The sequence below is a fragment of the Streptomyces sp. NPDC037242 genome (assembly GCF_055604165.1).
The window spans coordinates 121,209-133,450 of sequence record NZ_JBVJUY010000001.1; the positions used below are offsets into that span (position 1 = coordinate 121,209).

At 74.7% G+C, this 12,242-nt stretch carries 9 protein-coding genes and 1 pseudogene; 3 read left to right on the top strand and 7 right to left on the bottom strand.

Annotated features, from left to right (window positions below; all coding sequences use genetic code 11):
• Nucleotides 1-228: 228 nt before the first annotated feature.
• The 3 genes from ACZ7GJ_RS00465 to ACZ7GJ_RS00475 all read right to left on the bottom strand — a co-directional run bounded on the left by ACZ7GJ_RS00465 (nucleotide 229) and on the right by ACZ7GJ_RS00475 (nucleotide 3,310).
• On the bottom strand, nucleotides 229-1,512 hold the full coding sequence (locus ACZ7GJ_RS00465; RefSeq protein WP_470747933.1) for an HRDC domain-containing protein: 1,284 nt from the start codon (nucleotides 1,510-1,512) through the stop codon (nucleotides 229-231).
• Nucleotides 1,513-1,669: 157 nt separating this feature from the next.
• The gene (locus tag ACZ7GJ_RS00470) at nucleotides 1,670-2,332 is read right to left on the bottom strand and encodes a helix-turn-helix transcriptional regulator (RefSeq protein WP_069922445.1); all 663 of its coding nucleotides are present in this window, start codon (nucleotides 2,330-2,332) and stop codon (nucleotides 1,670-1,672) included.
• A gap of 321 nt (nucleotides 2,333-2,653) precedes the next feature.
• Nucleotides 2,654-3,310, bottom strand: coding sequence for a DUF3000 domain-containing protein (locus ACZ7GJ_RS00475; RefSeq protein WP_365920628.1), 657 nt, complete (start codon nucleotides 3,308-3,310; stop codon nucleotides 2,654-2,656).
• A gap of 91 nt (nucleotides 3,311-3,401) precedes the next feature.
• Here ACZ7GJ_RS00475 and hemE point away from each other — a divergent pair, with 91 nt between their 5' ends.
• Nucleotides 3,402-4,466, top strand: coding sequence for a uroporphyrinogen decarboxylase (gene hemE / locus ACZ7GJ_RS00480; protein ID WP_365920630.1), 1,065 nt, complete (start codon nucleotides 3,402-3,404; stop codon nucleotides 4,464-4,466).
• Between the two features lie 100 nt (nucleotides 4,467-4,566).
• Here hemE and ACZ7GJ_RS00485 read toward each other — a convergent pair.
• Together ACZ7GJ_RS00485 and ACZ7GJ_RS00490 are read right to left on the bottom strand one after the other, a co-directional pair.
• Nucleotides 4,567-5,889, bottom strand: a pseudogene (locus ACZ7GJ_RS00485) (FAD-dependent oxidoreductase); the annotation flags it as partial.
• Nucleotides 5,890-6,212: 323 nt separating this feature from the next.
• The gene (locus ACZ7GJ_RS00490; protein WP_470747936.1) at nucleotides 6,213-7,241 is read right to left on the bottom strand and encodes a DUF4349 domain-containing protein; all 1,029 of its coding nucleotides are present in this window, start codon (nucleotides 7,239-7,241) and stop codon (nucleotides 6,213-6,215) included.
• A 140-nt stretch (nucleotides 7,242-7,381) separates the two neighbouring features.
• Here ACZ7GJ_RS00490 and hemG point away from each other — a divergent pair, with 140 nt between their 5' ends.
• On the top strand, nucleotides 7,382-8,854 hold the full coding sequence (gene hemG / locus ACZ7GJ_RS00495) for a protoporphyrinogen oxidase (protein WP_470747938.1): 1,473 nt from the start codon (nucleotides 7,382-7,384) through the stop codon (nucleotides 8,852-8,854).
• Nucleotides 8,855-8,877: 23 nt separating this feature from the next.
• Nucleotides 8,878-9,591, top strand: a complete 714-nt coding sequence (gene hemQ / locus ACZ7GJ_RS00500) for a hydrogen peroxide-dependent heme synthase (RefSeq protein WP_243331434.1) — start codon at nucleotides 8,878-8,880, stop codon at nucleotides 9,589-9,591.
• Nucleotides 9,592-9,690: 99 nt separating this feature from the next.
• On the opposite strand, the gene ACZ7GJ_RS00505 is transcribed toward hemQ, so the two are convergent.
• Nucleotides 9,691-11,340 (bottom strand): alpha/beta hydrolase, encoded by a 1,650-nt coding sequence (locus tag ACZ7GJ_RS00505; protein WP_470747941.1) that lies wholly within the window; start codon nucleotides 11,338-11,340, stop codon nucleotides 9,691-9,693.
• 81 nt (nucleotides 11,341-11,421) lie between these two features.
• A complete protein-coding gene (locus tag ACZ7GJ_RS00510) occupies nucleotides 11,422-12,207 on the bottom strand; it encodes a TIGR04222 domain-containing membrane protein (RefSeq protein WP_470747942.1) in 786 nt (261 codons plus the stop codon).
• Nucleotides 12,208-12,242: the final 35 nt, after the last annotated feature.

Genomic DNA, 12,242 nt, shown 5'->3' on the forward strand with positions numbered 1-12,242 from the left:
GTGCGGGTGTGCACTGCTGCGCGGGGGCGCGCTCGGCGAATGCCACTGAGCGCGCGCTCACCTGCCCCATGCTACTTGCGGGTAACCAATGTGGACACCCCCTCCGGCCGGAGCGGCGAAGGTCACACTCTGCCCCCGGCCGCCTGAGCCCGGCCTGAGGCGGATACGAGCAGAGCCCCCGGCTGGGGCCGGGGGCTCGTGGGGGGCTGCGCGCGGGGTGCGCGGACCTCAGGCGGTGGCCGCCAGGGCGGTGACCAGCGCGTCGGTGACCTGCTCGATCTGCCACGGGCGGGCGCCGTAGCCCGCGAGCGCCTGCGCCACCGCGTCGGCCTCCAGCCGCTGCGGCGGTTCCCAGCACAGCCGGCGGACGGTGTCCGGGGTGATCAGGTTCTCCTGCGGCAGGTTCAGCCCCTCCGCCAGTTCGGAGACGGCGGCCCGGGCCGCCGACAGCCGGGCCGCGGCCGCCGGGTCCTTGTCGGCCCAGGAGCGCGGCGGCGGGGGACCGGCCGGGGTCGCACCCGGCTGCGGCAGCTCGTTCTCGGGCAGGGCCTTCGCCCGGTCGATGGCGGCCATCCACTGGTCCAGCTGGCGCCGGCCCATCCGCTGCCCGTAGCCGGGCAGGGCGGACAGCGCGTGCACGTTCAGCGGGACGGAGAGCGCGGCCTCGATGATCGCGGCGTCGCCCAGCACCTTGCCCGGCGACACGTCACGGCGCTGCGCGATCCGGTCCCGCGACTCCCACAGCTCGCGTACGACGGCCATCTGCCGGCGCCGGCGCACCTTGTGCATGCCGGAGGTCCGGCGCCACGGGTCCTTGCGCGGCGGCGCGGGCGGAGCGGCGGCGATGGCGTCGAACTCCTGCCGGGCCCAGTCGAGCTTGCCCTGCCGGTCCAGCTCCTTCTCCAGCGCGTCCCGCAGGTCCACCAGCAGCTCCACGTCGAGCGCGGCGTAGCGCAGCCACGGCTCGGGCAGCGGCCGGGTGGACCAGTCGACGGCGGAGTGCCCCTTCTCCAGCGCGTAGCCGAGGACGCTCTCGACCATCGCGCCGAGTCCGACCCGGGGGAAGCCCGCCAGGCGGCCGGCCAGCTCGGTGTCGAAGAGGGAGGTGGGCACCATGCCTATTTCGCGCAGGCAGGGCAGGTCCTGGGTGGCGGCGTGCAGGATCCACTCGGTGCCGGACAGGGCCTCGCCCAGTGCCGACAGGTCGGGGCAGCCCACCGGGTCGATCAGCGCGGAGCCCGCGCCCTCGCGGCGCAGCTGTACGAGGTAGGCGCGCTGGCCGTAGCGGTATCCGGAGGCGCGCTCGGCGTCGACGGCGACGGGTCCGGTACCCGCGGCGAAGGCCGCGACCACCCGGGCGAGCGCGTCCGCGTCGGCGACGACCGGAGGGATCCCCTCGCGGGGCTCCAGCAAGGGGATCGGCAGCCCATCGGACGGAATATCGACGTCGTCCGGGGGGCCGCCCCCGGTGGTGGTGCGCAGGTCTGCTGCGGTCTCTTGGGCGTCGGTCACCGCTCAAGGGTATCCGTGGATACGGCGCGCCCGTCGCCGGAGCGTTCCGGCGACGGGCGCGAGGGGGAAGTGCGGACGTTTCCCCGGGTTCCCCGGGAGTTCGCCCGGGTGTTTCCGGGCGGGGCGGGGGCCGGGGACCCGTCGGTCCGTACGGGGCCTAGTGGATGATCCCGGTCCGGAGTGCGACGGCGACCATCCCGGCCCGGTCGCCGGTGCCCAGCTTGCGGGCGATCCGGGCGAGGTGGGACTTGACGGTCAGGGCGGACAGGCCCATCGAGACGCCGATGGCCTTGTTGGACTGGCCCTCCGCGACGAGGCGCAGGACCTCGACCTCGCGGCCGGAGAGCTCTCGGTAGCCGCCCGGGTGGCTCGGGGCACCCGGGGGGCGGCGGTGCATACGGGCGGCGGCAGCGCCGATGGGGGCGGCGCCGGGCCGGGAGGGGAGCCCGATGTTCGTCCGCGTACCGGTGACGACGTAGCCCTTCACTCCGCCCGCGAGGGCGTTGCGCACGGCGCCGATGTCGTCGGCGGCGGACAGGGCCAGGCCGTTCGGCCAGCCGGCGGCCCGGGTCTCGGAGAGCAGGGTGAGACCGGAACCGTCGGGCAGGTGTACGTCGGCCACGCAGATGTCGCGCGGGCTGCCGACGCGGGGGCGGGCCTCCGCGATGGACGACGCCTCGATCACGTCACGTACTCCGAGGGCCCACAGATGGCGGGTCACGGTGGAACGGACGCGCGGGTCGGCCACGACGACCATGGCCGTCGGCTTGTTCGGGCGGTAGGCGACCAGGCTTGCGGGCTGCTCGAGAAGAACGGACACCTAGGCCTCCTGGGGGAGTGGCGGGACGGCCGGCTCGGGGAAGGAAGCCGGTGCGAACCGTGCGGATGGTCACTGACTCCTTCGGCACGTCACCCGCCCGGCTTTAGGGAATGATCACGATTTGGTGAGTAACAATTCGGGCAATTCGGACGCACGATCGATCATCGGGTGATCAGAAGCCCGCAACAGATGCCGGGTTCCAGGGGGTTCCGGCAAGCCACTGCGGCCCCGATCGGTCGATCCCCGCCACACGGACCCCTCCAGGGGTCCCGGCGGCGCCGCCGCGCGGCGGCCCCGCCGGCTTCACACCTACGGGTGGTGCTACGGGTGGTGCGGACCCCGTCGCTGTGGCAGGGAGACCACTCCCGTGACCGTCTCCGTCGGCCCCACCGGAGGCAGCCCGGCGATCTGGCACAGCAGCTCGCACCAGGCCGCCAGGTGCGCCGAGGTGTCGGGCACCCCGCCCACCCCCTCGCGCGGCGTCCACGAGGCCCTGATCTCGATCTGGGTCGCCGGCCGCCGCTCGGAGAGCCCGCCGAAGTAGTGCGAGCTCGCCATGGTCACGGTTCCGCTCGCCTCCCCGTACGTCAGCCCGCGCGCGTCCAGCGCCCCCGTCAGCCAGGACCAGCACACCTCGGGGAGGAGCGGGTCCACGGCCATCTCCGGCTCCAGCTCCGCCCGTACGAGCGTCACCAGCCGGAAGGTCCCCTGCCAGGCGTCGTGCCCCACCGGGTCGTGGAGCAGGATCAGCCGGCCGTCGGCCAGGTCCTCCTCCCCGTCCACGACCGCCGCCTCCAGCGCGTAGGCGTGGGGCGCCAGCCTCTGTGGCGGTTTCGTGGGGTCGATCTCGATCCCCGGCCGTAGCCGTGCCTTCTTCAAGCCGTCGACCGCCCGCCGGAACGGGAGCGGGACGGAGCTCTCCTTCGCGCTGTCCATACCGTCAGCGCCATCTGAAAATCGTCCCTGAGCCGCAGCCATGCGGGGAAGACTAGGCGCACCGGACGCCCGTACGGCGCAGGGACACCCGCGCCGGGCCGGGCACTTCTTCATACGTGCGAAGATTTGAGTCGTGAGCGCCAACACCCGCCCCACGGGCACGCCGAGCCAGACGTACGATTCCGCCTTCCTCAAGGCGTGCCGGCGCGAGCCGGTGCCGCACACTCCCGTGTGGTTCATGCGTCAGGCGGGGCGCTCGCTCCCGGAGTACCGCAAGGTGCGCGAGGGCACGCAGATGCTCGAATCGTGCATGCGGCCCGACCTGGTCACCGAGATCACGCTGCAGCCGGTGCGCCGCCACAACGTGGACGCGGCGATCTTCTTCTCCGACATCGTGGTCCCGCTGAAGGCCATCGGCGTCGACCTGGACATCAAGCCGGGCATCGGCCCGGTCGTCGCCCAGCCGATCCGCCGCCGCGAGGACCTCGCACAGCTGCGCGACCTCACCCCGGAGGACGTCTCGTACGTCACCGAGGCGATCGGCATGCTCACGGGTGAACTGGGCTCCACGCCGTTGATCGGATTCGCGGGTGCACCTTTCACCCTCGCGAGCTACCTCGTCGAGGGCGGCCCCTCCAAGAACCACGAGCACACCAAGGCCCTCATGTACGGGGACCCGGAGCTGTGGGCCGACCTGCTGGACCGCCTCGCGGAGATCACCTCCGCTTTCCTGAAGGTCCAGATCGAGGCCGGCGCCTCCGCGGTGCAGCTCTTCGACTCCTGGGTCGGCGCGCTGGCCCCGGCGGACTACCGCCGCTCGGTGATGCCGGCGTCGGCGAAGGTCCTGGAGTCCGTCGCCTCCTACGGCGTCCCGCGCATCCACTTCGGCGTGGGCACGGGCGAGCTGCTCGGCCTGATGGGCGAGGCCGGCGCGGACGTCATGGGCGTCGACTACCGGGTCCCGCTCGACGAGGCCGTCCGCCGGGTCGGCCCCGGCAAGGCGCTCCAGGGCAACCTGGACCCGGCCGTCCTCTTCTCCACCCCCGAGGCGGTCGAGGCCAAGACGGACGAGGTCCTCGCGGCCGCGGCCGGCCTGGAGGGCCACGTCTTCAACCTGGGCCACGGCGTCCTCCCGACGACGAACCCCGACGCCCTGACCCGCCTGGTGGACTACGTCCACACCCGCACGGCCCGCTGAGCCGGGCAGGATCGAGCCGCCGCGCCCGTGCCGTGCACGACACGGCACGGGCCCGGCGTCGTCCCCCTCGGGCGGCGCGGGCCGAGGCGCGGCCCGGCGCCTAGGCTCCCGCGGTGCGGACTGCTGCGGCGGTTTTGCGGGCCGCTACCAGGACCGGGTCCCAGACCGGGGAGAACGGTGGGGCGTAGCCCAGGTCCAGGGAGATGACCTGGTCCACGGTCATGCCCGCCGTGAGGGCGACCGCCGCGACGTCCACCCGCTTCGCGGAGCCCGCGCCGCCGACGATCTGGACGCCGAGGAGCCGGCCCGTGCGCCGTTCCGCGAGCATCTTCACCGTCATCTCCGCCGCCCCCGGGTAGTACCCCGCCGTGTTCGTCGAGCGGATCGTCGCCGTCACGAACCGCAGGCCCGCCTCCAGCGCGTCGCGCTCGCGCAGGCCCGTACGGGCGATCTCCAGGTCGCAGACCTTGCTGACCGCCGTGCCGACCACCCCGGGGAAGGTCGCGTAGCCGCCGCCCACGCCCGAGCCGATGACCTGGCCGTGCTTGTTGGCGTGCGTACCCAGCGGGATGTGCCGGGTGCGGCCGGAGAGGAGGTCCAGGACCTCCACGCAGTCGCCGCCGGCCCAGACGTTCCCGTGGCCCCTGACCCGCATCGACAGGTCCGTGAGGATGCCGCCCGAGGAGCCGAGCGGGAGGCCCGCCGCGCGGGCCAGGGCGGTGCGCGGTTCCACTCCGATGCCGAGGACGACCACGTCCGCCGGGTACTCCTCGCCCGCCGCGGTGGCCACCGCGCGGGTCCGGCCCTCCTCGTCGGTGAGGATCTTCACCACCTCGGCGCGGGAGACCGTACGGATTCCCATCGCGTTCATCGCACGGTGCACCAGGGCGCCCATGTCCGGGTCGAGCGTGGCCATCGGCTGCTCCCCGCGGTGCAGCACGGTGACCTCGTAGCCCCGCCCGACCAGGGCCTCCGCCATCTCCACGCCGATGTAGCCGGCGCCGACGACGACCGCCCGGCGGCCCCGCGTGCGCCCCAGGGTGTCCATCAGGCGCTGGCCGTCGTCCAGGGTCTGGATGCCGTGGACCCCGTGCGCCCCGATGCCCGGCAGGCGCGGGCGGACCGGGCGGGCGCCCGTCGCCAGGACGAGCTTGTCGTAGCCCGTCCAGGATTCGGATCCGGTGTCCAGATCGCGGGCGCGGACCCGGGACCCGGCGAGGTCCAGCTCCAGCACCTCGGTACGGGTGCGCAGGTCGATGTCCCGCGCGCGGTGCTCCTCGGGGGTGCGGGCGATCAGCTCGTCCCGCTCCGCGACCAGACCGCCGATCCAGTACGGGATCCCGCACGCGGAGTACGAGGTGAAGTGCCCCCGCTCGAAGGCCACGATCTCCAGCTCCGCCGGGCCCCTGAGCCGCCGGGCCTGGGGGGGGGGGGGGGGGGGGGGGGGGGGGGGGGGGGGGGTGGAGAGGGGGGGGGGGGGGGGGGGGGGGGGGGGGGGGGGGGGGGGGGGGGGGGGGCGGCGCCCCCCCCCCCTCCCCCCCCCCCCCCCCCCCCCCCCCCTCCCCCCCCCCTCCCCCCCCCTCCCCCCCCGCCCCCCCCCCCCCCCCCCCCCCCCCCCCCCCCCCCCCCCCCCCCCCCCCCCCCCCCCCCACCGCCGACCACCACCAGTCGTTCCGTCGCCATCGCCCGTACCGTCCTCCGTCGTCGACACCGCGGCCGCCGACCACGCTACGTGCGAATGCGTGTTCAGTGCCGGACGTCCGCCGGGTTGGCCGGGTCCGCCGGGTCCGCCGGGTCGGCCGGGTCCGCCGCCGGCCAACCCTGGCGCGCCGCCGGGACCCGCTTGCGGATCAGGCCCGTCTTCGGCCGCGCCGGGCGCCACTTGCGCAGCAGCCGCAGGCCCAGCACCACGATCCCGGCCGTCAGCGCGAACGGCAGCAGCGCGCCGAACGCCACCGTCAGGTACCGCACGATCTTGGTGAAGACGTTCCAGCCGCCCTCCAGGGCGCCCAGGAAGGTCGGCTCCTTCTCCTTCTTCTTCTCGGGCTGCTGCACCGGCTTGGCCGGTTCGGCGAAGGTCAGCGTGATCGTGCCCAGTGAGGTCTGGTCCCTCAGCGCCGTCTGCTGGGCCAGCAGCGACTCCAGGTCGGACTGGCGCTTGCTGAGCTCGCTCTCCAGGGTGACGACCTCGCCCAGCCCCGTGGCCTTCTCCATCATTTCGCGCACCCGGGCCACGCTCGCCTGCTGCGACTTGACCCGGCTGTCGACGTCCGCGACCTTCTGGGTCACGTCCTGCGCCTCGACCTTGCGGTCGAGCAGCTTCCCGCTGCCCTCCATCGCGCCGAGCACCGCGTCGAAGCGGTCGCCGGGCACGCGCAGGGTCACGGTCGACGTCATCCGGCCGTCGGCATCGCGGTTGGTGGTCTCGTTGCCGACGTACCCGCCCGCGTTCTCGGCCGCCGTCCGGGCCGCGGCCGTGGCCTTCTGCGCGTCCGCCGCCTCGACGCGCAGCGTCGCCGTACGGATGATCTGCGCACGGGCTGCGGCGGGCGCCTGCTGCTGGTTCTTGCCGTCCGGTGCGGCGGGTGCCGCGGCCGCACCCGGGGCGCCCTTCGCCGCCTCCCCCTCCGGCCGGGGCGCCGCCACGTCCGCCGCCTTGGCGTCGGCCCGGCCGGCGGCCTGGTCGGAGGCGGAGCAGCCGGTGAGCGCGAGCGCCCCGGCCAGCGAGAGGGCGGCCAGGGCCGCCGCGGAACGACGTCTGTACTGGGTGTGCATCGCTGATACCCCCCGGGAATGCGGCTGATGTCGCCGTTCTGACGTACAGGGTCCCGCCGCCGGTTTCGCCCCGGTGGTTCCGAGGGGATCCCGAAGCGGTCACGGTCCGGCCTCGGTGATCGGTCTGAGACGATGTGTCCATGCACGAAGCGGACACGCGTACGGATCGGCCGACCGGGCCCGGCCACACCCCCGGCCGCGGCACCGGCCACGTCGTCGTCATCGGCGGCGGCATCGCCGGCCTCGCCGCGGCGCACCGGCTGCTCGCCGACGGCGCCCGCGTCACGCTCCTGGAGGCCGGCCCGCGGCTCGGCGGCAAGCTGTTCGCGGGCGAACTCGCGGGCGCCCCCGTCGACCTCGGCGCCGAATCCGTGCTCGCCCGCCGCCCCGAAGCCCTCGAACTCGCCCGCGCCGTGGGCCTCGGCGAGGCGCTCCAGCAGCCCGCCACCGCCACCGCCCACCTGTGGACCCGCGGTGCGCTGCGGCCCATGCCGCGCGGCCACGTCATGGGCGTCCCCGGCGACTTGGGGCCGCTCGCCGCCTCCGGGGTGCTCTCCGCCGAGGGGCTGGCCAGGATCGGGGCCGAACGCGCCCTGCCGCCCGCCGAGATCGGCGAGGACGTCGCTGTCGGCGAGTACGTCGCCGCCCGGCTGGGCCACGAGGTCGTCGACCGGCTCGTGGAACCCCTGCTCGGCGGGGTCTACGCCGGCAACGCCTACCGCATCTCGATGCGGGCCGCCGTGCCCCAGCTCTTCGAGGCCGCCCGCACGCACCCCTCACTGGGCGACGGCGTACGGGAACTGCAGCGCCGGGCGGCGCGCCAGCCCCAGCAGGCCGGCCCCGTCTTCGCGGGCATCGACGGCGGCATCGGCCGGCTCCCGGTCGCCGTCGCCGAGGCCTGCCGGGCGGCCGGGGCCCGGATCGCCACCGACACCCCCGTGCGCGAGCTGACCCGTACCGCCGAGGGCTGGCGGGTCGTCACCGACGCGGAGGCCGTCGAGGCCGACGCCGTGGTCCTGGCGACCCCGGCGGGGCCCGCCGCGCGGCTGCTGGCCGGGCTCGCGCCCGCGGCGGCCGCCGAGCTGCGCGGGGTCGAGTACGCGTCCATGGCGCTGGTCACCATGGCCTTCCGGCGCTCCGAGCTGCCGGCCTCCGTCACCGGCGGCGGCGCGAGCGGTTTCCTCGTACCGCCCGTGGACGGCCGGACCATCAAGGCGTCGACCTTCTCCAGCAACAAGTGGTCCTGGGCCGGGGCCGATCCCGACCTCTTCCTGCTGCGCACCTCGGTGGGCCGCCACGGCGACGAGGGCGACCTCGGGCGCGAGGACGCGGAGCTGGTCGAGGTCTCGCTCGGCGACCTCGGCGAGGCCGTGGGCCTCGCGGCCCGGCCGATCGCGTCCACCGTCACGCGCTGGGACGGCGGCCTGCCCCAGTACCCGGTCGGCCACCTCGATCGCGTGGCCAGGATCCGGGCCGCCGTGGCCGCGGTCCCCGGCCTCGCGGTGTGCGGTGCGCTCTACGACGGGGTGGGCATCCCGGCGTGCATCGCGAGCGCCGGCAGGGCCGCGGACGTGGTGATGGCCACGTTGGGCACCCCTGGCACAGACCACTGATCGGCACACGGGACAATAGGCACATGACTGCACCAGAGAAGATTCCCAACGCGGGGAAGAAGGCGAAGGACCTCAACGAGGTCATCCGCTACACCCTGTGGTCCGTCTTCAAGCTGAAGGACGTCCTGCCCGAGAACCGCGCCGGCTTCGCCGACGAGGTCCAGGAGCTGTTCGACCAGCTGGCCGCCAAGGACATCACCGTCCGCGGCACCTATGACGTCTCCGGCCTGCGCGCCGACGCGGACATCATGATCTGGTGGCACGCCGAGACCTCGGACGAGCTGCAGACCGCGTACAACCTGTTCCGCCGCACCAAGCTGGGCCGCGCGCTGGAGCCGGTGTGGTCGAACATGGCCCTGCACCGTCCGGCCGAGTTCAACAAGTCGCACATCCCGGCCTTCCTGGCCGACGAGACGCCCCGCGACTACGTCAGCGTGTACCCCTTCGTGCGCAGCTACGACTGGTACCTGCTGCCCGACGAGGACCGTCGCCGCATGCTCAAGGACCACGGCATGATGGCCCGCGGCTACCCGGACGTGCGCGCCAACACCGTCGCCTCCTTCTCGCTGGGCGACTACGAGTGGCTGCTGGCCTTCGAGGCCGACGAGCTCTACCGCATCGTCGACCTCATGCGCCACCTGCGCGCCTCCGAGGCCCGTATGCACGTCCGCGAAGAGGTGCCCTTCTACACCGGGCGCCGCAAGTCCGTCGCCGATCTGGTGGCCGGACTCGCCTGATACCTCCCCTGGGGGGAAGAGCCGGAGGACTGACCGTCCTCCGGTGGATCGGGAGGCCCTGCCCCCGAAACGACGCAGCCGGAGATCCCGCCCGGAAGTTCAGACGACTGGCGGCAGCAGCGCCCTGCGGGCGCTCGCTGCCCGGTCGTCCAACGACACCGGTGCGGGCTCCGGATGCGGCGCACACGTGACACGCCACCCCGAGGTGTCACCTGTGAGCAGATACCGCTCCACGTGACGGTCCACGCAGTCATTGCGTCCGCCGAACACTCCGTGGGTGCCGGCCCCCTCCTCCGTCACCAGCGCGGCCCCGCCGCCGAGCCTGCGCTGCAGCTCCAGCGCCCCCGGGTAGGGGGTCGCCCCGTCCCGCTCCGCCGCGACGACGAGCGTCCGGGGGAGCGCGGCCGGCTGCGCCCCCACCGCCACCGGCCGCTGCCGGGCGTGGACCGGCCAGTACGCGCACGGCAGGTTGAGGAAGGCGTTGGCCCAGGTCTCGAACGGGGCCGTGCGCGCCAGCTCGGTGTTGTCGCGGTCCCAGGTCTCCCAGTCCGCCGGCCAGTCGGCGTCGTTGCACAGCACCGCCGTGTACACCGCCTTCGCGTTCTCGCCCTCGGCCGCCGAGTCCGGGTCGGGCCCGGCCAGCCGGACGAGCGGGCCCGGATCGCCGCGCAGGAAGGCGGCCAGGGCCGCGGCACGGCCGGGCCAGACCTCGTCGTAGTACGCGGCCCGCAGGTACGCGGAGTGCAGTTGGCCGGTGCCCACGACCCCGCCCGCCGGAGTGCGGGCCACCGCGGTCCGGACGCGTTCGTAGCTCGCCTGCACGGCCTGCGGGGTGGCGCCGAGGCCGTACGTGTCGTGGTGGCGGGCCGCCCAGGCGCGGAAGTCCGCCCAGCGGCGCTCGAAGCCGGGCGCCTGCTCCAGGTTGTTGCGGTACCAGATGCGGTCCGGATCGGGGTTGACCGCCGAGTCGAAGACCATCCGGCGGACGTGGCCCGGGTAGAGCGTGGCGTAGACCGCGCCGAGGTAGGTGCCGTACGAGGCACCCGTGAAGTTCAGCTTCGGCTCGCCGAGCGCGGCGCGCAGGACGTGCAGGTCGCGGACGTTGTTCAGGGTCGTGTAGTACGCGAGGTCCGCGCCGGCCCGCCGCGCACAGCCCCGGGCGTAGGCCTGCGCGGCGGCGACGCGCTCCCGCTTGTACTCCGGGGAGGGGTCGCCCTGGACCTGGGCGGGGGCCGCGGCGTACTCGGCGGGGTCCTGGCAGGAGAGCGGGGCCGAGCGGCCGACTCCGCGCGGGGCGTAGCCGATGAGGTCGTAGGCGGCGGCGACGCGCTTCCACTCGGGGAGGTCGGCCACGAGCGGGAAGAACATGCCGGAGGCGCCGGGGCCGCCGGGGTTGTGGACGAGGGAGCCCTGGCGGGCGGTCTTGTGGTCGCCGCCGCCCGTCGCCGCGATGCGGCTGACGGTGAGCGAGAGCTGCGGGCCGTCGGGTCGGGCGTAGTCGAGCGGGACGCGCAGGTCGGCGCAGGCGACGGGGGAGCCGAGCCCCTCGACGTCGGGGCAGGGGCCGAAGTCGAGGCCGGCGGCGGCCGCCGCCCGGGCGGCGCTCTCCGCACCCGCGGCGGCCGCCGCGCTCTCGGCGGACTCCGGATCCGGCATCGGGGGCTCGGCCGCGCGGGCGGGGGCGGGGGAGCACAGGGTGAGGCAGAGGGCCGCCGCGGCGGCTGCGCGGCGTACGAGCTTCGTCCGCATGACGGCCCTCCCATCTCATCGGCTGGTCCGATGAAAGGCTCGGGTCGCGCCCCTGTAAAGGATCACCGTCGGGTGTCGCCCTCAATCCCCCCGTTGCCGCGGGAGCGACCCCCGCCCGCCGTACTCCAGGGCCGCCCGCAGCCCGGGGTCCCCGACCGCGCCGAGCCCGCGCACGGCCACCGCGGTCAGGGAGCCCTCGCGGCCGCGCTCGCGGTCCAGCGAGACGAGCAGCCGCTGCCCGTCGGGGGAGGCCCAGGGCGAGTCGCGGTGCCCCTCGAAGCGTGCGATGGCCAGGCAGCCCAGGGCGAGGAGCAGCGGCAGCGCGAACCAGCTCAGCAGCATCCCGGCCGAGGTCCCGTCCACCGGTACGCAGAACGCGGCCGCCGCCATGGCGAGGACGAGCGCGGCGGCCCGGCGGACCGACCGGATCGCCCCGTACGTTCCCCGCGCGGCCCCGCCGGCCGGCGCGAGACCCGCCGCGCCGAGCCGCTCCGCGAGGGCCCGTACGGCCGCGTCCTCGGCCACGGCCGTACGTATGGACGCCACCGGGGACTGCCCGTCGGGCCCGAACGCGACCAGCGCGGACCGCTCGTGCGGATCGCGCCCGACCGGGTCGAGCACGGTGGCCCAGCCCGTGTGGGCGAGCAGCAGCCGGCGCTGGCGCTGCATGGAGAGCAGCGTCAGCTCGGCCACCCGCCGCGGGCCGCCCGCGAGATAGGCGGCCTCGTACAGGCTCAGCTCGTCGTGGTGGTGCGTGATGGCGCCGACGGAGACGGGCTCCGCGGCTTCGGTGGCCGCTCTCAGGAGGCGGGTGCACGAGATCAGCACCCCTGCCCAGGCCAAGAGGAGGAACAGGACCCAGAACATGATCGTTTTTTATAGGACGCCGATGATCCGGGTAC

Coding starts and splice junctions, on each gene's coding strand:
- hemQ (WP_243331434.1), top strand. CDS start 8,878: ATGACTGCACCAGAGAAGATTCCCAACGCGGGGAAGAAGGCGAAGGAC.
- ACZ7GJ_RS00510 (WP_470747942.1), bottom strand. CDS start 12,207: ATGTTCTGGGTCCTGTTCCTCCTCTTGGCCTGGGCAGGGGTGCTGATC.
- ACZ7GJ_RS00475 (WP_365920628.1), bottom strand. CDS start 3,310: ATGGCTGCGGCTCAGGGACGATTTTCAGATGGCGCTGACGGTATGGAC.
- ACZ7GJ_RS00505 (WP_470747941.1), bottom strand. CDS start 11,340: ATGCGGACGAAGCTCGTACGCCGCGCAGCCGCCGCGGCGGCCCTCTGC.
- hemG (WP_470747938.1), top strand. CDS start 7,382: ATGCACGAAGCGGACACGCGTACGGATCGGCCGACCGGGCCCGGCCAC.
- ACZ7GJ_RS00490 (WP_470747936.1), bottom strand. CDS start 7,241: ATGCACACCCAGTACAGACGTCGTTCCGCGGCGGCCCTGGCCGCCCTC.